Origin of the sequence: Longispora fulva, assembly GCF_015751905.1 — a bacterium.
GTDB lineage: Bacteria > Actinomycetota > Actinomycetes > Mycobacteriales > Micromonosporaceae > Longispora > Longispora fulva.
Window position 1 is genome coordinate 8,124,207 of sequence record NZ_JADOUF010000001.1, and the last position, 21,185, is coordinate 8,145,391.

Consider the following 21,185-nt stretch of genomic DNA (forward strand, 5'->3'; position numbering starts at 1 on the left):
GAGTCCACTGTGTTCAGTGGGCTTCCGCACGATATGGCCCGGTGGGGATCAATAGCGATGCCCTGAACGGAAATTCACCTGGTTGCCTACCAGCCGAAACCGGCCGCGTAGGTCACCTGGGCGAGCACCCGCTGGCCCTCGGCGTTCGGGTGGAAGTAGTCCCACGTCGATACCTGGGAGAACAGGAACGGGTAGTTGAACACCGCGTTGCCGTCGAACCTGCACTGGGATCCGTACGCCGCGCACGCCTGGGCGAGCTGGGCGTTGTAGTCGACGACCCGCTGGCGGACCCGGTCGCGCCGGGCCACGTCGGCCGCCGCCGTGGACGTCGGGTTGGCGAGCATCGACTGGCAGATGCCGCCGACCGACCAGAAGAACCGGGCGCTGCCGCTGTCCTTGCCGATCTGCCAGAGGCGCTTGAGGTCGGGGACGCTCAGCAGGTACACGTAGGCGCCCGGTGTTCCGCTCTTGATCTTCGCCAGCGCGGCGTCGAGGTTGGCCCGGTAGGTCGCGGTCGGGGTCATGCCGGCCTCGCTGCTGGCGCACGCGTCGTTCGCGCCCATCAGGATCGTCACGTAGCCCGCGCCCTGGGACACGGCCGTGGCGGCCTGGCCGGGCAGGTCCGCGCTCGCCGCGCCGGACACCGCGTCGTTGTAGTTCTTCCCCGTGATGGCCGGGTTCACGGCCTTGATCCGCAGGTAGTGGCTGTTGACGGTCGCGTCGGCGCCGGTGGACCAGGACTTGTCCGTGCAGTCGCTGTACCAGCCGCAGGCGTTGAACCCGCGGGTGATCGAGTCGCCGAGGCTGGCCATCGAGCCGGGCGGCGGGGGCGGGGCGGCGACGGCGGCGGACGGGCTCGCAAGGGCGACGGTGGCCGCGACGGCGAGGACGGCGAGGTGACGAGTGAGTTTCACTGTGCCTCCCAGAGGGGTGCCCACTGTGTGGAGTGGTTACCGCACGGTAATACAACGTATAGATCAACGGCAATGGCTCGTGTCGCGCCTCCGACACGGCGGGTGGTGATCGGCCCATCGGGACCGTACTATGTGGGGACTGGCATCTTTGGGAGGTTTCGGGTGCTTGACCTGGTGCGATGCGAGTTCGAGTGCGGATCGTCGATCGACGCGTCACCGGCCATGGCATCGGCGGAGGGGCATGTCCAGGTGTGTCCCACCTGGAAGAAAGTCGTGCGGTAGCGTGTCGGCGCCGCGGCGCGACACCTGGCGGGTGCGGATCCTGGGCGCCGACGGCCGGGTGTGCGGGGGTGGCGTGCTCGTCGCCGACGACCTCGTCCTGACCTGCGCCCATGTCGTGACGGCCGCGCTGCGCGCCGATCCCGGGCCGGCGCTGCCCCGGTCGTCGGTGCTGGTGGACTTCCCGGCGTACGGCGGGCAGTCCCGCCAGGCCTGGGTCACGGCCGGCGGCTGGTTGCCGATCGCCGCCAACGGCTCCGGTGACCTCGCCGTCCTCAAGCTCCAGGGCCCGGTGCCGGCCCAGCCGGCCACGATCGGGAGCTGGTCGCAGGTCGCCGACAACGCGGTGCGGGTGTACGGGCATCCGCGCGCGCTCCCCGAGGGCGTGTGGGCGAACGCCACCCTGAGCGGCACCGGCGGCCCCGGCGGGGAGCTGGTCCAGCTGATCGGCCGGCTGGAGGGGCGCAGGATCGAGCGCGGCTTCAGCGGCTGCGGGGTGGTGGACTCGGGTACCGGCGCCGTGATCGGGATCCTGGTCAGCGCGGACAGCTCCGAGGGCTCGCGCAACGCGTGGATGCTGCCGATGGAGCTGGCCCGTCGCCTCGCCCCGCTCGCCGGGCCGGCCGACGACCGGGAGGAGCCCCGCGACTACCTCGACGAGCTGCTGCACGAGCTGCTGTCCGTGCCCGGCCTCGACGACCGGGTGAATCGGGGTTTCCTGGTCGACGAGCTCGAACGCGAGCTCGACCGCCGGGTCGAGTTCACCAGCAGCGACCACGCGGCCCGCGACCTGCTGCAACTGCTGCGCGGCTGCCTGGCCGACCCCGACGACGAGGCACTCGACGCGCTGGTGCGGGCGCTGCGCCGGCTGTACCGGGGGCACCCCGCCGTCCACCGCCTCACTGAACTGGCCCAGGAGCGCCCCCTGCTGCTCCGCCAGGAACGCCAACGCCTGATCCGCACCCTCGGCCGGCTCAGTCCCGACCTGATCACCCGGGCGGTGCGCAGCGCGCTCGGGCCGCTCGGCGTCCGGCACGGGCTGGACCCCGCGGACCTCGGCGGGGTCGTCGACGAGCTGGCCGAGCTGGGCCGACCGCTGCTGCTGTTCCTGCTCCGGGTCGCCGAGCAGTCCGAGGTGACCGTGGCCGACGACCTGCGCGAGCACTACGTCCGGTGCGCCCGGCGGCTCGGGATGAGCGACCGGGAGATCGACCGGCTCCGGGTGTCCGAGCCGTTCCAACCGGCCAGCCCGCGCCGGTCCTACGTGGTCGTCGAGCTGCACGAGTACTTTCCGAACCCGGAGAAGTACCTGCTCGCGGTGTGGTTGCAGCACGACACCGGCGGCGGCGACCGGCCGCTGCGCACCGGGGACGGCGAACCGCTGGGCCTCGACGAGCTGCCCGGCAAACTCAGCGAACTGCTCCGGGAGCTGGCGTCGGCGAGCCTGGAGGCGCTCGGCGAGCTGACCATCGAGTTCGTGCTGCCCGACGAGTTGCTCAGCCACCCGGTCGACCAGTGGGAGGTGACCCCGATGGGGTTCTCCCGGGAGCTGGGGATGGAGTACCCGGTGGTGGTCCGCAGCCTGGAGCGGGTCCGCAACTCCCTCACCCGGGGCCGGTGGAGGCGCCGCTGGTCGTGGCTGCAGCGCAACGGCGCGCACGACTCCGCCGTGCAGTGGCTGCACCTCGGGGCCGTCGACCAGGCCATGCTCCTGGCCGACCTGCGGATCAGCGGCGACGACCACCCGGTGTGCCTGGTGCTGTGCGGCCAGCCGGGGACGGACGAGGCGCTGAAGAAGGCGGTCGGCGCGGTCCTGGAGGCAGGGGTGCCGGCGGTGCTGTGGTGCCGGGACGCGCGGACCGCGAGCCGGTTCGAGGAGGAGACCACGGCGATGCTCGGCGGCCGGGAGGTGCTCGACCTGCCGATGATCGTGCTGCGGCACCGGCAGGACGCCGTCCGCCGCGGCCGGCCCGCCGAGCACCTCGGGCTGCACCTGTCCCTGTTGTGGGAGGACGCCGAGCGGCTGCCGCCGGCGGGCCTCCGGTGAGGAGAGAGGGTCGATGACGCAGACACCACGCGAGGCGCCGGACGGGTCCGAGCGGGACTGGCGGATCTACCGGGGCAACGGTCGGCCGCATACCGACATCGACCAGCTGCCCGCCCCGCCGCGCTGGCGGCAGTTCGACGGCGGGCCGCTGGTCGCCGACAGCGCGCCGCAGGACGCGGCGGAGGCGGGGGAGCGGGCGACGTCGTACCAGGCGGGCGACGACGTGATCGAGATGGTCAACGCCGCGCTGTACCTGCGCCGGCCGCTGCTCGTCACCGGCAAGCCCGGCACCGGCAAGTCGAGCCTCGCGCACAGCGTCGCCTACGAGCTGGGCCTGGGCCCGGTGCTGTACTGGCCGGTGACCAGCCGCACCACCCTCGCCGACGGCCTGTACCGCTACGACGCCATCGGCCGCCTCCAGGACAGCGGCGCCGACGCCCCCGACATCGGCCGCTACCTGAGCCTCGGCCCGCTGGGCACCGCGCTGCTGCCCCGCCACCGGCCCCGGGTCCTCCTCGTCGACGAGCTCGACAAGAGCGACATCGACCTGCCCAACGACCTGCTCAACGTGTTCGAGGAGGGCAGGTACGAGATCCCGGAGCTCACCCGGCTCCCCGCCGACCAGGCCGAGGTCGACGTGATGACGGCCGACGGCGTCGACCGGGTGCGGGTGACCCGCGGCAGGGTCAAGTGCCGGGCGTTCCCGATCGTGGTGATCACCAGCAACGGGGAGCGCGAGTTCCCGCCGGCCTTCCTCCGCCGCTGCGTGCAGCTGACGATCGCGCCGCCGGACAAGGACAAGCTGCTGCGGATCGTGACGGCGCTGCTCGGTCCGGAGGTGGCCGCCGACAGCGACGAGCTGGTCAACGCGTTCCTGGAGCAGCGGTACCGCAGCGAGGTCGCCACCGACCAGCTGCTCAACGCGATCTACCTGGTCACCTCGGGAATCCGGCCCCCGGAGGCCACCCGCGAGCGGTTGCGGGCCGCGCTGCTGCGACCCCTCGACCAGACGGGCACGGGATGATCGAACGCCTGATGGCGGCGCTGGACGCCGCGGCGCTGGAGCTCACGCCCGTGGAGGTCGCCGAGACCCTGTGGTTGGCCGAGTTCCTGCCGGAGGGCCATGCCCTCTGGCGGTCCCGGCCCGCCGTGGAGGAGCCCCCGCGACCCGTCGCCGAGAAGATCAGCCACACCGAACCGAACGTGCCCCGGATCCGGGAACCCGTCGGGATCCCGCCGCAGCCGAAGGGGCCGGTGCCCCGGCGCGGCGACTGGGGACAGGCCGCCGGGCTGTACCCGCCCGGGGACGGCCAGTCCCCGCAGGACTCCCCGGTGCTCACCACCCGGGTGCCGGCCGTCCCGGCGCTGCCCGGCGCGCTGGAGATCTCCCGCGCGCTGCGGCCACTGCGCTGGCGGGCGGCGTCCCCGTGGGAGGAGGCCCTCGACGAGGAGGCCACGGCGGAGGCGAGCGCCGCAGCCGGCCACGGGAACTGGCTCCTGCGGTACGCGGCGGCCCCGACCCGTTGGCTCGACCTGGCCCTGGTCGTGGACGCCGGCCCCTCGATGGCGGTGTGGCAGCGCACCGTGGTGGAGCTGCGCCGGGTGTTCGAGCGGCTCGGCGCGTTCCGGGACGTGCGGACGTGGTACGCGCACCCGACCGGCGACGGCCTCGCGCTCGGGCCGGACCCGGGGCGGGGCACGGCGGCCCGCAGCCCCGAGGAGCTGGTCGACCCGACCGGCCGCCGGATGGTGCTGCTGGTCAGCGACTGCGTGGGCCCTGCGTGGCGGAGCGGGGAGCTGGCCGGCTGGCTGGAGCTGTGGTGCCGGTCGGGGCCGGTGGCGATCATCCAACCGTTGCCGCAGCGGCTGTGGGACCGCTGCGCGCCGGAGTTCCACCGTGCGCACGTCACGGCGGGCCGGCCCTGGGCGGCCAACGCCGCGCTCGAGGTGCGGCTGCGCGCCACCGGGGAGTCCCCGAAGGGACTGCCGGTCCCGGTGCTGGAGCCGGAGGCGAGCTGGCTGGGACCGTGGGCGTCGCTGGTGTCCGGCACGAGGCGCGGCGGCATGTGGGGCGCGACCGTGTACACCGGCGCCCAGGTGCGCACCGCCGAGCCGGAGGCCGGCCCCCAGCTGCCGGCGCTGGAGCGGGTCGCGGCGTTTCGGGCCACGGCGTCGCCGACGGCGTACGAGCTGGTCCGGTGCCTGTCCGCCACCTCGCTCAACCTGCCGGTGATGCGGCTCGTCCAGAACCTGATGCTGCCCAGGTCCCGGCCCCAGCACCTGGCGGAGGTGCTGCTCGGCGACCTGATTCGGCCCGACCCCGCCGCCGGCGGCCACGTGGCGGAGGAGGTCGGCTACGAGTTCGGGCCCGGGGTGCGCGAGGTGCTGCTGGAGACCCTGAACCGGCGGGACCGGCTGTACATCAACACCCGGGTCTCCGAGTACGTCATGAGCCACCTGGGGTCGACGCTGGACTTCCCCGCCCTGCTGACAGGGGCCGTCAGTCCCGGGACCATCGACGACCGCAGCCGCCCGTTCGCGACCGTGACCCACACGGTGCTGCGGAGCCTGGGCGGCCGATACACCGACATCGCCGACCGGTTGGCGGCGGCCCTGTCGGAGTCACTGAACCTCACCATCACGGACAACAGGGATGGCGTCATGACGGAGCAGGAGCCCGCCGCGGAGCAGCCGGCGGTCTGGGGCAGCAGCATCCCGCCCCGCAACCCCAACTTCACGGGCCGGGTGGAGCTGCTGGTGGGGCTGCGCGACCAGCTCACCAGCAGGACCACGGCCCTGTTGCCGCACGCGCTGCACGGCCTCGGCGGCGTCGGCAAGACCCAACTGGCCGTCGAGTACGTCTACCGGTACGCCTCCAGCTACGACCTCGTCTGGTGGGTGTCCGCCGAGCAGCCGGCGCTGGTCCGCCAGTCCCTCGCCGCGCTCGCCCCGAAGCTGGGCATCGCGCAGAGCGAGGACGTGACCCGCACCCTGGAGGCCGTCTACGACGCGTTGCGCACCGGCCGGCCGTACCGGAACTGGCTGCTGATCTTCGACAACGCCGACCAGCCGACCGACCTGCAGCAGTTCCTGTCGATCCCGGGCGGGCACGTCCTGATCACCTCGCGGAACTGGAGCTGGACGGGCTTCGCCTCCACGGTCGAGGTGGACGTGTTCAGCCGGGCGGAGAGCGTCGAGCTGCTCCGCCGCCGGCTGCGCACCGTGTCGGCGGAGGACGCCGGCCGGCTCGCCGAGGCGCTCGGCGACCTGCCGCTGGCCCTGGAACAGGCGGCCACCTGGCAGGCGGCGACCGGCACCCCGGTGGACGAGTACCTGGACCTGTTGTCCGAGCGGGTCGGCGTGCTGCTGTCCGAGGGGCTGCCCGGCAACTACCCGACCCCGGTGGCCGCGACCTGGGGCGTGGCCTTCGACCGGCTCAACGACCGCTCGCCGGCCGCGGCGCAGCTCCTGGAGCTGTGCGCCTTCTTCGGCGCGGAACCGATCTCGATCCGACTGGTACGCGCCGGCAGGTTCGCGAACCTGCCGTCCCCGCTGGACGCGGTGGTCCGCGACGACATCGCCCTACGCGGCGCGATCCGCGAGATCGGTAAGTACGGCCTGGCGAAGGTCGACGCCGGCCGCAACAGCATCCTGATCCACCGGCTCGTGCAGGCTGTGCTCCGCGACCGGCTCAGCCCGGCGGAGCGCGACGCGTACCTGGCCAGGGCGCACGAGCTCCTCGCGGCGGCGAGCCCCGGCGACCCGACCGACGACCCCTCGGACTGGCCCCGGCACGTGGAGCTGGCCCCGCACGTCATGCAGGCCGGCCTGATCGGCAGCGAGTCGGAGGAGGCCCGCAAGGTCGTGCTGGACCAGATCCGGTTCCGGTACGTGCGCGGCGACTACGAGAGCAGCAGGGTGCTGGCGGAGACGGCGTACGAGGACTGGCGGGTCCGGCTCGGCCCCAACGACCAGCAGACCCTGGTCTGCGGCCGGCACCTCGCCAACGCCCTGCGTTCGGTGGGCCTGACCGCCAGAGCCCGCGAGGTGAACCACGAGGTCCACACCCGGGCACTGGCGACGCTGGGGCCCGACCACGAGCACACGTTGATGATCGCGACGAGCGTGGGCGCCGACCTTCGGCACGCCGGGGCCTGGTCGGAGGCGCTGGCCCTCGACGAGGACACCTTGGAGCGGCACAAGCACACGTTCGGCGAGAACGACCCGAACACGCTGCGCGCCGGCAACAACCTGGCTGCGGGGCTGCGGCTCCTGGGCCGGTACCAGGAGGCGCGGGCCATCGACCAGGCGGTGGTCGACGGGCGCAGGGAGGTGCTCGGCCTCGACCACCCGGACACCCTGTTCTCCGTGAGTTCGCTATCGCGGAACCTCTTCGGGCTCGGCAGATACCAGGAGGCCCGCGACATGCAGCAGCCGGTCATCGCCACCCTGCGGGGCCGGCTCGGTCCCGACCACGCGAACGTGCTGATCCCGACGCGGATCCACTCCGTGACGCTGCGCTGGCTCGGCTCCTACGAGGAGGCCGCGACGATCGACGAGGAGACCCTGGAGCGCTACCGCCGCAAGTACGGCGACGACCACTACAACACGATCTCCACGATGATGTCCTACGCCAACTCGCTGCTGCTGCTCGACCGGTTGGGCGAGTCCCGGGACATGGGTGAGGACGCCCTGGCCAGGTTCCGTCGGCTGTTCGGGGAACAACATCCCTTCGTGTACGTGTCGATGACCAACCTGGCCGCGACCCTGCGCGCGCTGGGCGACTACGCGATGGCCCGCCGATTGGACGAGCGGGCCCTGGCCGGCCTGCGGAACTCACTGGGCGAGGGGCACCCGCACACCCTGTGCGCGGCCGTGAACCACACGAACAACCTCGCGCTGAACCGGGAGTACGCGGCGGCCCGCGAGCTCGGCGAGGCGACGTACGCCCGGATGCTGGCCGCCGGCGGCCGGGAGCATGCCGAGACGCTCGCGTGCGCGCAGAACCTGGCGATCGACCTGCGCTCGACCGGCGACCGCAACCGGGCCCGCCAGCTCGCCGACGAGACGGCGACCCTCTACCGGGAGGTGCTCGGGGCCGCGCATCCGGTCACGCAGTCGGCCGTGTCGGGCAAGCGCGCGTTCATCCTGGTGGAGCCGCCGGCGTTGTGACCAGCGGACATCCAGCGCAGCACCGCCAGCGGATCCGGACCGGTCTCCGCCGGCCGCCGCAGCGCGCGGTGCACCGCGAGGAGCAACTCGGGCGTCGGGCACGTCTCGCCGGCCGCGTGGCCCTCGGCGAGAACCATTCCGGCCCAGTGCTCGACCCGTTCCGGGTCCTCGCGCAGCAGGTCCCGGTAGCCGGCGGCGGCGACGGGGTAGTCGGCGCGGGCGTGCGCCAGGTCCGCGGCCGTGGCGCCGGGGACGAGGCGTGCCTGTTCCGCCGGGTCGACGCTGAGGCGGACGAAGCGGCCCGGGTCGGCGATCCTGAGCCCGGTCAGATCCAGACGCACATTGTGTACGAGCGCACGGCTCGTGCTCGGCACGGTCTCGGTGTCGACCGCCGCCCGCTCGGGCCAGTCCTCCCCCCGCGCGTACCGGGCCGCGAGCGCCGCCACCGCCACGCGGTCGGGCCGCAGGTTGCGGAGCCGCCAGCCGATCTGGTGGTCCTCGGCGGCGTCTGCGGCGAGTGCCTTCGCCGCGTCGGGGACGGGCTCCTCGCTCCACCACCGGCCCATGGTGTCGCGCATCCCGGCGAGCACGGTGCGACCGTCTTCCGTCAGCCGACCGGTCGCCAGAACCTCCAGCACCCGGCTGACCCGTTCGCGCCACCGGGCGAACTCGAACTGCGCGTACAGGCCGCCGGTCGACCTGCGGACCCGCCAGAAGTCGGCGACCCCGAGAAACGCGTAAGCGCCGTGCAGCAGGCCGTCGAGCGGGCGCGGGTCGTCGCGCCACGGGGCGTAGTACAGGGACGTGTCGTGCTCGTGCAGCGGGATCAGGTCCATCAGTGCGCCGAGCTTGGCGTGCTGGAACTCGTGCACCACCGCCACCGCCAACCCCGCCGCGTCCGCCGGCGGGCTGAGCAGCACCGCCCCGAACGCGTCCATCGACGTCGCGTTGACCCCGTGGCTGTTCCCGTCGGCGCGCAGGGGCACCAGGGTGCGCAGCCCGGCGGCGATGGCCTCCGCGTACGGCCGGTGGTCGGCGACCAGCATGTCCCAGCCGGCGTGCAGCCGGTCCTGCCAGCTGGCCACCTCGTCGGCGGTCAGCCGGGGGGCCGCCCCGAGGCCGTGCAGATCCCGGTACGGGTCGAGGTCGTCGAGCGCGAGGTGCACCGTCAACCCGCCGGCCGTGGCCCGCAACCGCCACACCGCCTCGACCCCGTCGCCCGTGCCGGCCGCATGGGCCGAGCCGGATGCACCCGGTCCGGTGGAGTCCTCCGCCATCGTGGCCAGGACGGCCACGTCGGCCCCGGTGACCGTCCCCGCGGGGCGCCGTCCCAGCGTGGGCAGGTAGGCCACACCGTCCCGCCCGGGGACGTCGATCCGGAAGTCCAGCCCGGCGCGGTGCGCGGCGACGGCGGCGACGGCCGCGGCGTACCGGGCGTCCGCGGGGTCCAGGGCGCCGCGGCGCCGGACGCAGTGCGCGGCCCAGGCTCCGACCCCCGGCTCGGCGAGCAGGTCCGTGACCGGGCCGGGTGCCGCCTCGTGCGCGGTGGTGAGCAGCTCGAACGCCGCCGGCGGCAGCAGCGGGGCCAGGACGTGCAGCTGGAGCAGCCGCTTGCTGATCTGCCCGTCGAGCAGGTGACGCACGGTCCCGGCGTCGCCGTGCCCGGCGGCGAGCAGCCCGAAGTCCCGTCTGGGCAGCCGATGGGTCGCGGTGCCGGTGGTGGTCATGGCGTCCTCGTCAGGGCACGTAGGTCGGCCCGGAGCCGGCCGCTGATGTGGTCGATGAGCCGGCGCATGTCCGCGCAGTACACCGAGGGGTTGCGGAAGCCGCTGCCCGCCCGGTACCGGTGCGGGTAGCACCCCCCGCCGCACACGTCCCGCACCGGGCACCCCATGCAGGTGGCCGACAGCGCGTCCAACCCGATCTGCCGCGCGACCATCGCCGGGTGCCGCAGGGCCGCGTCGAACGGGTGGTCGAGCACGGACAGCCCGGTGTGCGGCGCGCCGTGGTAGGCGGCCTTGAGCGTGTCGACCTGTTCCACGGCGCCGTCGGTGTCGATCACCACCACCCCGGACGGGCTGAGGCCCACGACCTCCGTGCGGCTCGGCCGGCCGAGGACCAGCCGGATGATCTCGTCGAACAGCCGGATGTCGGTCTCCCAGCGCGGGGCGTCGTACCAGCGGTCGAACACCGCGATCAGCCAGTCGGCGTAGGGCGTGCTGGCGTCGGCGGGCCGGCGCGGCGGCGGGGAGCTCCAGGTGCCGTGCGGCAGGAGCAGGTCGATCGCCGGGGGCCGGTGGGACGCGAGCGCCTCGTAGGTGCCGACCGGGTCGTTGGAGAGATCCACTGTGCACAGGAGTCCGGCGAACATCCCGGGGCGGGCGGCGAGCCGGGCGAGCGCCGCGACGACGGCGGCGTGGCTGCCGCGCCCGCTCGCGTACCGCCGGTGCCGGTCGTGCGCCACCTCGTCGCCGTCGAGGCTGAGGCCGACCCGGTAGCCATGCGCGGCGAGCGTGTCGAGCAGGGGGTCGGTGAGGAGCACCCCGTTCGTCTGGACGCTGAGCTCGACCCCGGTGGCCGGCGGCAGCGCCGCGCGCAACGCCGTCGACGTCCGGACCAGGGTGTCCGCCCCGGCCAGCAGCGGCTCGCCGCCGTGCAGGACGACCCTGACGGACTGCAGCCCGTGCGCGCGGACGTGCTCGCCGATCCGGGCGCAGGTGCTGTCGATGATCTCCGGAGACATGACCGTGGGCTTGTCGCGCCAGGTGGTGTCGCCGAGCTCGTAGACATAGCAGTAGTCGCAGGCGAGGTTGCACCGACTCTGCACCTTCACCACGAACTGCTGGAAGGGCGTGGGACGCCAGCCGCTCGCCTCCAGCGCCGCGACGTCGAGGTGCTCGGGCCACTCGGTCAGCAGCATCGGTGCGTCAGATGGCGGACTGGAACCCGGCGATAGCGTCCTGGGGTCTGTCGGCGTCGTCGAGCAGTCTGCGCAGGGACCGGGCGAGCACCGTGTCGTCCAGCTCTCTCAGATGGGACAGGCGCACCTGGGTGAGATCGAGCAGGTCGGACTCGCGGTCGCTCGTGGCGTCCATCGGCAGAGCACCCTTCCCCGGTCTCGAGGGGGACCGCGCGTGAGGAAAAACCCAAAAAGGGGAGTCTAGCGCCGCGTCGGCCCTTGCTCAACATCCGGCACGCCCACCCTAGTCGCCGGCTCGACGCCGCACTGTCGTGTACTCGACGTCTCTTGTGGACGAAACCCTGTCAGGAGTGTGAACGCGGAGTAAAAGTGATCGATAGTTTTCTATTGTCTGTGATCTTTGGCGTCGCTATGTTCCAACCAACCGCCAGGCGGTCGGCCGACCCCCGGCCAGGCCGGCAGCGGTGGAATGAGGGAGGATTCCGTGGCACTAGCACTGCGCATCATGTCCCGTCTCGGCATCGCGGCCGTGACGGGAGTTCTCCTGGCGGGTGCCTTCTCGGCACCGGGCCAGGCCGCTGACCCGACCCCCACTGTCGTCGGAGGCACCCAGGCCGCCCAGGGCGAGTTCCCGTGGATGGTCCGGCTTTCGATGGGGTGCGGCGGCGCCATGTACACCGAGCAGATCGTGCTGACCGCGGCGCACTGCGTCAGCGGCACCGGCGCGAACACCAGCATCACCGCCACGTACGGCGTGGTCGACCTGCAGTCGACCAGCGCGATCAAGCGCACCTCGAAGTACGTCCTGCAGGCCCCCGGCTACAACGGCACGGGCAAGGACTGGGCGCTGATCCAGCTGGCCTCGCCGATCACGGGCGCGTCGCTGCTCAAGCTGAACACCGACATCGCCAACGACAACGGCACCTTCGACATCATGGGCTGGGGCGCGGCCACCGAGGGCGGCGGCCAGCAGCGCTACCTGCTCAAGGCCAGGGTTCCGTTCGTGGACGACACCACGTGCAAGGCCTCCGGCGGCAGCTACAGCGGGCTGGTCGTGGCCGAGGAGATCTGCGCGGCGTACCCGCAGGGCGGCACCGACACCTGCCAGGGTGACTCCGGCGGCCCGATGACCAAGGTCGTCAACGGCGTGCCGGTGCAGATCGGCATCGTGAGCTGGGGCGAGGGCTGCGCGCGGGCCGGCAAGCCGGGCGTGTACACCCAGGTCTCCAACTTCGCCGCCGCGATCAAGGCGGCCGCAGACAGCATCGGCGGCACCGTCCCGCCCGGGGGCTGCGGCAAGTCGTTCACCAACGCCACCGACGTGGCGATCCCGGACAACACCACGGTGACCAGTTCGGTGGCGGCCAGCGGCTGCACCGGCAACGCGTCAGGCTCGGCCACGGTCGCCGTGGACATCAAGCACACCTACCGGGGTGACCTGGTGATCCGGCTGATCGCGCCGGACGGCACCAGCTACCTGCTGGAGGACTTCCCGAACGGCGACAGCGCCGACAACGTCCTCAAGACGTACACGGTGAACCTGTCCAGCGAGGTCGCCAACGGCACCTGGAAGCTGTCCGTGCAGGACACGGCGTCGGCGGACACCGGCAAGATCGACAGCTGGACCCTGACGGTCTAGCTCTCCGGCGCCGCCGCGGCCCAGGTCCCCGGGTCGCGGCGGCGCCCTTTCCGCAGTCCGACGCCTGCACACCGGGTACGGCCCTGGGCACCGGCGCGGAGCGGGCACCCAGCCCGGGCCCGCCCCGAAGGGTGCACCGAGGACCCGGCGCCGGCCCCGCGACCCACCCCGACCGCCGACCCCCAGGCCACGGACACGTCCTGACGACCGTCGACCCCAGCCGCGGACGCGCCCTGACGACCGCCGGCCCTCCGGCCCCGGACACGCCCTGATAGGGGCGCAGTCGCCGACCCTCTGTCATCCGACGTCCACGCCCCCGGCCCCTGCCAGGGCGGAATGTTGATGCTACTGCACCGTAGCGATCATCCGTCCCTTCTGAGTAGCGTCTTCCTTACGATCCGTGTTCCGGAAGTAGGCCGATGTTGGTCCGGTGTTGGTCGGCCGGCATCGACCGGTAGGTGAAGACGCGAGGTCCACGATGGATGGTGAGACGTTCGGTCAGGCGCTGCGCCGGCTGCGCACCCAGGCGGGGTTCTCCCTGCGCCAGCTCGGGGCCGCGACCAGCTTCGACTACACCTACATCGCGCACGTCGAGCACGGTCGCCAGCCGGGTTCGCTGCGCCTGGCGGAGCGCTGCGACCGGGCACTGTCGGCCAACGCGGAGTTGATCTCCATCTATCGCGGTCACGTGTCCGGCGCGGATAGAATTCCCGGGAGCAACGTCGGCGACTGGAGTGAGATGCTGCGGCGCACGTTCGTCATCGGAGCGGCGGCCACGGCCGCCGGGCTCGCCGACATCGATCCCGCGCTCGTCCGGCCGGAGTCCGGGCAGCGGGTCGGCGCCGAGGCCCTCGAACACCTGCGGGACGTGGCGGCCGGCTACCGGCGGTCCTACCGTTCCGTGCCCTCCTCCGAGCTGGTGCCCGCGGCCCGGGCCCACCTCGACCTGGCCGTGTCGCTGCGCCCGGCGGAGCAGCCGCCGGACATCCGGGCGGCCCTGGTGCGCACCATCGGGGAGATGGCCGCGCTGACCGGCGTCCTCCTGATGATGGACCTGGGCTGGCAGGAGGCGGCCCTGCCCTATCTGGACCTGGGCTGGCGCGCGGCCCGGGCCCTCGACGACCCCGAGCTGCAGGCCGTGGTGCTCGGCGGCAAGAGCTTCGCCGTCTCCTACGGGGCCGGCCGGCACCGCGACGGCCTGGAGTACGCGACGCTGGCCTGCGAGCTCGCCGCCACCGGAGCCTCGTGGGAGACCCGGGCCTGGGTGGCGGCGGTGGCCTCGGAGCGGTGCGCGTCCCTGCGCGACGAGGCGGGCTGCCGCGAACACCTGGCCCGGGCCCGCAACGCCCTGGACCGGGTGCCCGACGACGAGACGGCCTGGCTCGGGCTCGGCGGCTTCAACCACGACAAGCTGCTCGCCTACGAGGGCGGCGACCTGGTCCGCCTCGGCAGGTACCGGGAGGCGGAGCCCCTGCTGGACTCCGCGATCGAGCGGTTCGACGACTCGATGGCCCGGCACCGGTGCACGGCGCTGCTCGACCGGGCCGAGGCCCGGTTCGGGGCCGCGGAGGTCGACGGGGCGTGCACGGACGCGCTGGCGGCGCTGACTCTGGCGTCGCGGGTCCAACACGCCCAGAACCTGAGCCGGCTCGACCGGCTGTCCCGCCGGGCCCTGGCCACCGGGGCGGCGTCCGGGCGTTCTTTACGCCGGGAGCTGATCGCCGTCAAGGCCGAATCCCTCGCAGCGAAGGGCGACCCGTGACGGCACCGCCGAGCGCACTGATCCTCGACTTCGGCGGGGTGCTCACCACCGACTTCTGGGCCTGCCTGCGGGCGTTCGAGCAGCGCGAGGGGCTGGCCCCGGGCGCGCTGGTCGACCTCGTCACCCATGACCCGGCCGGCCACCGGCTGATCTGCGACCTGGAGCGGGGTGCGATCGGGCAGGCGGTCTTCGAGCGGCGGGTGGGCGACCGGCTGGGGGTGGACCCGGCCGGGCTGCTGGCTCGGATGGCCGCCGACCTGCGCCCCGACAAGGAGATGCTCGACCTGGCCGCCGAGTTGCGGGCCGGCGGCGTCCGGGTGGCGGTGCTGTCCAACTCGTGGGGTTCGGACTACTTCGACCCCTACGCGCCGTGGCAGCTCGACGACCTGGCCGATGTGGTGGTCATCTCCGACCGGGTGGGCCTGCGCAAACCGGACCCCCAGATCTTCACGCTCACCGTCGAGCGGCTCGGCGTGCCGGCCGGGGCCTGCGTGTTCGTCGACGACATCGCCGCCTACCTGGTCCCGGCCGCGGCCTTCGGCATGCGCGTCCTGCACCACACGGACACCGCCCGGACCGTCCCGGCGCTGCGCGCGGCCTTCAACCCCTGACAACCTCCGACGGTTACGACACGCACCTGATCCGATAGCGTCGGCACCGCCCCGCGCGTCGGTCACCGGATCTGTCGTGCAAGGTCCCGCCCCGTGTGTTCGGGCGTGGCACACGGCCTAGACCAGCGCGAACGCCCCGCCGCGCACCAACGCACGACAGATCAGGCGAAGAGCCACCGGTGCGCGACTGGCCATTGGTCCTGGGTGGACACCCGGTTAGATTGACTCCCCAGAGGAGGCCACGTGTCCATACTGCGCGTTGAGGACTACCAGCCGATCGCCCGTGATCGGCTCACTCCCGAGGTCTGGGACTTCGTGGAGGGCGGCAGTGGTGCCGAGCGCACCCTGGCCGCCAACCGGCAGGCGTTCGAGGACATGACGCTGCGCCCCCGGGTACTGGTCGACGTGTCCGACCCCGACCCGGGCACCGCCCTGTTCGGCACCCCGCTGGCCACGCCGGTCGGGGTGGCCCCGACGGCGTACCACCGGCTGATGCACCCCGACGGCGAGCTGGCCACGGCACGCGGAGCCGGCGCCGCCGGTGCCCTGTACGTGGTGAGCGTCTTCGCCAGCCAGCCGCTGGAGGAGATCGCGAAGGCCGCGACCGGCCCGCTGTGGCTCCAGCTCTACTGGCTGCGCCGCCGCGACGCGCTGGTCGCGCTGGTCGAGCGCGCCGAGGCCGCCGACTTCCGGGCGCTGGTGCTCACGGTCGACGCCCCGCGGATCGGCCGCCGGCTGCGCGACGCGCGCAACGGGTTCGCGATCGACCCGGACGTCCGCGCCGTCAACCTGGACGCCGCGCTGACGGCGACGAGCCACGAGCGTTCCGAGGGGTCCTCGGCGTTGGACCGGCACGCCGCCGAGGAGTTCGACCCGACGATCACCTGGGCGGATCTGGCCTGGCTGCGGGCCAGGACCCGGCTGCCGATCGTGCTCAAGGGCATCCTCACGGCCGAGGACGCCCAGTTGGCCCTCGACCACGGGGTCGACGCCGTCGTGGTGTCCAACCACGGCGGCCGGCAGCTTGACCAGGCCCCGGCCAGCCTGCACGCGCTCGGCGAGGTCGTGGCCGGGCTCGGCGGCCGGATGCCGGTGCTGGTGGACGGCGGGGTCCGCACGGGCACGGACGTGTTCTGCGCCCTGGCCCTGGGCGCCAGCGCCGTGCTGCTCGGCCGCCCGGTGCTCTGGGGCCTGGCCGCCGACGGCGCGGACGGGGTCGCCGGTGCGCTCGACCTGGTGACGGCGGAGCTGGTGCACACGATGACCCTGACCGGCCGCCCGCGCCTGTCCGACATCGACGGAACGGCGGTGGCCCGGTGAGGATCAGTCGCGAGTCCCTGCACGTGTCGATCTCGGACCCGGTGTCCGCGTCGATGAACTTCCTCAACGAGGTCGCCGGCCGGTTCCCGGACGCTGTCTCCCTCGCCGCCGGCCGGCCGTACGAGGGCTTCTACGACGTCGGCGACGTGCACAAGTACCTCGACGTGTACACCGACCACCTGGCGGCCCAGGGGCGCTCGCCGGAGCAGGTGCGCGGAGCCCTGATGCAGTACGGCCGGACGAACGGGCAGATCCACGACCTGATCGCCCGGCTGCTCGCCACCGACGAGGGCATCGACGTGCCGGCCGAGGCGGTCGCGGTCACCGCCGGTTGCCAGGAGGCCATGGTCATCGCGCTGCGTGGCCTGTGCGCCGGGCCGCGCGACGTGCTGCTCGCCGTCGAGCCCTGCTACGTGGGGATCACGGGCGCGGCCCGGCTGCTCGGCATCGAGGTCGTCGCGGTGCCGGAGTCCCCGGACGGGGTGGACCCGGAGGCGGTGGCCGCGGTGGCCCGCGCGGCCAGGGAGCGCGGACTGCGGCCCCGCGCGGTGTACACGGTGCCGAACTTCTCCAACCCGTCCGGCGTCTCGGTGAGCCTCGCCGTCCGCCGCCGGCTGCTGGAGGTGGCCGCCGCCGAGGACCTACTGATCCTCGAGGACGACCCGTACGGGCTGTTCGGCCTCGCCGACGCGCCCACGCCGAGCCTGAAGTCGCTGGACACCGACCAGCGGGTGATCTACCTCGGCTCGTTCGCGAAGTCGGTGTTCCCCGGGGCCAGGGTCGGCTTCCTCGTCGCCGACCAGGAGGTGGTGGACGCCGCGGGCCGGCGGACCCTGCTGGCGACGGAGTTGTCGGCGATCAAGAGCATGCTCACGGTGAACACGTCCCCGATCGCGCAGGCCGTGATCGGCGGGGTCCTGGTCGAGTCCGGTTTCAGCCTGCGCACCGCGAACAGGGACAAGATCGCTTTCTACCGACGCAATCTGGTGACGACTCTCGATGCGCTCGACCGGTATTTCCCGGAGCCGGCGCGTACGGAACGCGGCATTCGATGGAATGTGCCGGATGGCGGTTTCTTTGTGGTGGTCGATGTGCCGGTGCTGGTGAATGAGGAGTTGCTGGAGTTCTCGGCCCGCGAGTTCGGCGTGCTGTGGACCCCGATGAGTTTCTTCTACGCCGACGGCGGCCACCACGCCCTGCGACTGTCGTGCAGCTGGCTGTCCCCGACCGAGATCGACGAGGGGGTACGCCGCCTCGCGGCCCTCATCGAACACCGGTTGACCACTTGACGACAGTCCGCAGTGGAGCGATGCTGGATGTGAACGTGCACTTTCCCAACTGAAAGGAGAGCTACCATGGCTCGTCGTGAGGTCACCCCGGGTAGCTTTGAGCTCAACTTCGAGGTCAACCCGGGCACTTTCGATGTCAACTTCGAGGTCTCCGGTAGCGTCGCCCTGAACTTCGAGGTCGAGCCCCAGGCTGCGCTCTAACATATATAAGGCAGTTTTAAGAAAGGCCCCCGGTCTCGACCAGGGGCCTTTCTCCGTGTCCTGCCCCGGTGGGCGGTTGGGCATAGTTGGGAAAACTTGAAAGTCGTTGGCGACAGTCCACTGTTGACATGGATCCCTTGTGGATGGATGCTGGGTCGGCGACCATGGAAGTTGTCGGCCGGGCGCTTCGGGCGTTCTCAGTCCTGTTTGGGCATTGATCTGATTGAGATCATTTCGATCGATCAGAATCCAGACATGGGAATGCTTGACAGTAATTCGGCGGATCGCAATCCTGGTGGTGTAAGGCACGTTTCCTGAAAAATATGAGAGGAGAGTCGTCATGGCTCGCTTTGAAGTTGACCCGTCGGGTGCGCTCACCAAGTTCTCCGAGGTCGACCCGTCGGGTGCCCTCACCAAGTTCTCCGAGGTCGACCCGTCGGGTGCCCTCACCAAGTTCTCCGAGGTCTCCCCGGGCCGCACCCTCAGCCTGTAAGTATCTCGTGCGTTGAGTTCCACCGATGGGGTCCCGCTGCGCGGGGCCCCATCGCCATCGGCCTACAGGAGAGGAACACCCAGATGAGCGCGGTCCGCCCGGAGAAGCCACTGGTGCTGTTGTTGCGTTCCGGCCCCCGCACCACCCGGGAGTACCTGCTGCGCTCCATGGTCTCCGAGTACCGGGTGCATCTGTTCACCGGCCTCGAGCCCACCTGGGAGCTGGAGTACATCGACGGCTATACCGTCCTGGAGACCCGCACGAACGAGGAGACCCTGGCCGGAGCCCTCGCGGTGCACGAGCGTGACCCGATCAGTGGCGTGATCACCTGGGACGAGGCGCGGGTCAACCAGACCGCCTACGTCGCGGAACAGCTCGGCCTGCCCGGCCCGGGCACCGCCGCGGCGCTCGCGTGCCGGGACAAGAACCTGACCCGCACCCTGCTCGCCGCCGCCGGCGTCCCGCAGCCCGCGTCGGTGCTGGTCGGATCGCTGGAGGAGGCCCGCGCCGCCGCCGAGCGGATCGGCTACCCCGTGATCGTCAAGCCCAGCGACCTGCTGCTCAGCATGGGCGTGGTCGTGGTCCCCCGGCCGGAGGACCTGGACACCGCGTACGCGACGGCGGTGGGCGTCGAGGTCCCCGGCCGCGACGACTACGAGTGCCACCCCCTCGTCGAGGAGTTCGTCTCCGGATACGAGATCAGCGTCGACTCCGCCGTGCACGAGGGCGAGGTGACGGTGTTGTGCATCGCCCGCAAGCAGGTCAGCCCGCCGCCGCACCGCGTCGAGGTCGGGCATGTCGTCGATCCTGAGGACCCGCTGCTCACCGACGAGGAGCTTTTCGCGGTCGTCCGCGCCGCGCACGCCGCGCTGGGGTTCCGGTCCGGCAACACGCACACCGAGATCATGATGACCGCCGACGGCCCGAAGATCATCGAGGTGAACGGCCGGTTGGGCGGGGACCTGATCCCGTACCTCGGACTGCGCGCCACCGGCGTGGACACCGGCCTGGCCTCGACCCACGTCGTCACGGGCCGCGCACCGCAGCCGGTGGTGGACCGCAAGCTCGTGGCCGGGGTGCGGTTCTTCTGGGTGGCCGAGGACAACACCGTCCTTGAGCGGGTGTACTTCGACGAGGCCGCCCTGCCGCCGCAGATCGACATCGCGTTCGCGCACTTCACGCCCGGTGAGATCCGGCACAGGCCGAGGGGTGTCTACGGCGGCCGGATCGCCACGGCGACCGTGCTCACCGAGACGGTGGCCGAGTGTCACGCCGCGCTGGACGCCGCGGAGGCGGCGCTGCGGATCAATCCGTAGCGACCCGCGAGTCTCCGTGGGGCTGGCCTGTTGGGAGGCCAGCCCCACGGCTGCGTTCCGGGCCAGGTCGGCCCGGGCCCGGTCGGGTCAGGCCGGGGCGAACCAGGTGCGCAACTGCGCAGCGGCCTGCGCCATCGCCCGCTTCCCCCCGTCGAGGGTGCTGGCCATTGCGAAGAACCCGTGCACCATCCCGTCGTACCGGGTGAGCTCGGTCGCAACCCCCGCGTGCCGCAGCCGCTCCGCGTACTGCTCGCCCTGGTCGCGGATGGGGTCGTACTCCGCGGTGATCACCAGCGCCGGCGGCAGGCCGCTGTGGTCGGCCGCGCGCAGTGGCGAGGCGAGCGGGTCGCGGCCCTGCTCGGGGTCGGTGAGGTAGTGGTTCCAGTACCAGCTCACGGACGTCTGGTTGAACAGCCACGGGTCGGTGTTCTCCCGCAGCGACGGCGTGTCGGAGAAGTAGTCGGTGTTCGGGTAGACCAGGAGTTGGCCGACCAGGGCCGGCCCGCCGCGTTCGCGGGTGAGTAGGGTCACGGCCGCCGCGAGGTTGCCGCCGGCGCTGTCCCCGCCGACGGCGAGCCGGGCCGGGTCGGCGTCGATCTCTTTCGCATGCGCATCAATCCACCGGAGTGCGGCGTAACAGTCCTCAATGGCACCTGGGAACTTTGTTTCCGGTGCGAGTCGGTATCCGATTGTCACCACCATGCAGTCGGCCGCATTGGCGAGGGAGCGACAGATACCGTCCGAGGTGTCGATGCTACCCAAAGTCCAACCGCCACCGAAGAAATAGGTCAGGGTGGGGAATGGTCCGGGGCCTTCGGGCTGGTAGATCCGGATCGGTAGTTCGCCGCCCGGGCCGGGAATCGTCATGTCAATGACCCGGTGCACCGGTTCGCCGATGCCGCCGGACGCCCGGATTGAGGCGAGATCGGCCTCTCGCGCCTCTTCGAGAGAGAGCGTGTAGAGCTGCGGAGTACTGTTCCGCATCCTTTGGGTGCGCATGTCCTGGACTTGTGGATCGAGCGGCACGGGGGTCTCCTCCACGGGGTCGGTGGAAGGTGACAGTACACAGCGGATAGTGACCGGTAAAGCCGCATTGCCTGCCTGCTATCGGCGTACCTGGGTGGATTCGCACACCGATCCGGCCGGCAGGACATAAACAGCTTTCGATGTGAACTGACGGATCGTAAACGAGGGCTTGCCAATATCCACTATTGCCGGACCA

16 protein-coding genes are annotated in these 21,185 nt (G+C 71.9%); 11 read left to right on the forward strand and 5 right to left on the reverse strand.

Features of this window, described 5'->3' with window-relative positions:
• Positions 1-86: 86 nt before the first annotated feature.
• Positions 87-914 (reverse strand): GDSL-type esterase/lipase family protein, encoded by an 828-nt coding sequence (locus IW245_RS37670; RefSeq protein WP_197007828.1) that lies wholly within the window; start codon positions 912-914, stop codon positions 87-89.
• Positions 915-1,197: 283 nt separating this feature from the next.
• Here IW245_RS37670 and IW245_RS37675 point away from each other — a divergent pair, with 283 nt between their 5' ends.
• Genes IW245_RS37675 through fxsT form a run of 3 tightly spaced genes read left to right on the forward strand, consistent with a single transcriptional unit; the run spans position 1,198 to position 8,412 of the window.
• A complete protein-coding gene (locus tag IW245_RS37675; protein WP_197007829.1) occupies positions 1,198-3,240 on the forward strand; it encodes a VMAP-C domain-containing protein in 2,043 nt (680 codons plus the stop codon).
• A 13-nt stretch (positions 3,241-3,253) separates the two neighbouring features.
• Positions 3,254-4,264, forward strand: coding sequence for an AAA family ATPase (locus tag IW245_RS37680; protein ID WP_231399069.1), 1,011 nt, complete (start codon positions 3,254-3,256; stop codon positions 4,262-4,264).
• On the forward strand, positions 4,261-8,412 hold the full coding sequence (gene fxsT / locus IW245_RS41915) for an FxSxx-COOH system tetratricopeptide repeat protein (protein WP_197007830.1): 4,152 nt from the start codon (positions 4,261-4,263) through the stop codon (positions 8,410-8,412). The genes IW245_RS37680 and fxsT overlap by 4 nt, the downstream gene beginning before the upstream one ends.
• Here the strand turns inward: fxsT and IW245_RS37690 are convergent.
• Genes IW245_RS37690 through fxsA form a run of 3 tightly spaced genes read right to left on the reverse strand, consistent with a single transcriptional unit; the run spans position 8,319 to position 11,507 of the window.
• Positions 8,319-10,139, reverse strand: a complete 1,821-nt coding sequence (locus IW245_RS37690) for an HEXXH motif domain-containing protein (RefSeq protein WP_197007831.1) — start codon at positions 10,137-10,139, stop codon at positions 8,319-8,321. The two genes, fxsT and IW245_RS37690, sit on opposite strands and share 94 nt — an antisense overlap.
• The gene (locus IW245_RS37695) at positions 10,136-11,332 is read right to left on the reverse strand and encodes an FxsB family cyclophane-forming radical SAM/SPASM peptide maturase (protein ID WP_197007832.1); all 1,197 of its coding nucleotides are present in this window, start codon (positions 11,330-11,332) and stop codon (positions 10,136-10,138) included. The genes IW245_RS37690 and IW245_RS37695 overlap by 4 nt, the downstream gene beginning before the upstream one ends.
• Positions 11,333-11,339: 7 nt before the next feature.
• On the reverse strand, positions 11,340-11,507 hold the full coding sequence (fxsA, locus tag IW245_RS37700) for an FxSxx-COOH cyclophane-containing RiPP peptide (RefSeq protein ID WP_197007833.1): 168 nt from the start codon (positions 11,505-11,507) through the stop codon (positions 11,340-11,342).
• Positions 11,508-11,816: 309 nt separating this feature from the next.
• Between fxsA and IW245_RS37705 the strand changes: the two genes are divergently transcribed.
• From IW245_RS37705 to IW245_RS37735, 8 genes are all read left to right on the forward strand, one after another.
• Entirely contained in the window at positions 11,817-12,971 is a 1,155-nt protein-coding gene (locus IW245_RS37705; protein WP_233472982.1) for a trypsin-like serine protease, read from the forward strand.
• Between the two features lie 478 nt (positions 12,972-13,449).
• Positions 13,450-14,733 carry a helix-turn-helix domain-containing protein gene (locus tag IW245_RS37710; protein ID WP_197007834.1) on the forward strand — a complete coding sequence of 428 codons (1,284 nt, stop codon included), beginning with the start codon at positions 13,450-13,452 and terminating at the stop codon, positions 14,731-14,733.
• Entirely contained in the window at positions 14,730-15,344 is a 615-nt protein-coding gene (locus IW245_RS42510; RefSeq protein ID WP_197007835.1) for an HAD family hydrolase, read from the forward strand. Before IW245_RS37710 ends, IW245_RS42510 begins: the two co-directional genes overlap by 4 nt.
• Before the next feature lie 243 nt (positions 15,345-15,587).
• Entirely contained in the window at positions 15,588-16,664 is a 1,077-nt protein-coding gene (locus IW245_RS37720) for an alpha-hydroxy acid oxidase (RefSeq protein ID WP_233472981.1), read from the forward strand.
• On the forward strand, positions 16,661-17,953 hold the full coding sequence (locus tag IW245_RS37725) for an aminotransferase-like domain-containing protein (protein ID WP_233472980.1): 1,293 nt from the start codon (positions 16,661-16,663) through the stop codon (positions 17,951-17,953). Before IW245_RS37720 ends, IW245_RS37725 begins: the two co-directional genes overlap by 4 nt.
• Positions 17,954-18,019: 66 nt before the next feature.
• Positions 18,020-18,154 carry a hypothetical protein gene (locus tag IW245_RS41920; RefSeq protein ID WP_267920042.1) on the forward strand — a complete coding sequence of 45 codons (135 nt, stop codon included), beginning with the start codon at positions 18,020-18,022 and terminating at the stop codon, positions 18,152-18,154.
• A gap of 340 nt (positions 18,155-18,494) precedes the next feature.
• Positions 18,495-18,647 (forward strand): hypothetical protein, encoded by a 153-nt coding sequence (locus IW245_RS37730; RefSeq protein WP_197007836.1) that lies wholly within the window; start codon positions 18,495-18,497, stop codon positions 18,645-18,647.
• An 83-nt stretch (positions 18,648-18,730) separates the two neighbouring features.
• Positions 18,731-19,963 (forward strand): ATP-grasp domain-containing protein, encoded by a 1,233-nt coding sequence (locus tag IW245_RS37735; RefSeq protein WP_197007837.1) that lies wholly within the window; start codon positions 18,731-18,733, stop codon positions 19,961-19,963.
• Between the two features lie 87 nt (positions 19,964-20,050).
• Here the strand turns inward: IW245_RS37735 and lipP1 are convergent, their stop codons facing one another.
• Positions 20,051-20,989 carry a LipP1 family hormone-sensitive lipase gene (lipP1, locus tag IW245_RS37740; protein WP_504739611.1) on the reverse strand — a complete coding sequence of 313 codons (939 nt, stop codon included), beginning with the start codon at positions 20,987-20,989 and terminating at the stop codon, positions 20,051-20,053.
• Positions 20,990-21,185 lie beyond the last annotated feature (196 nt).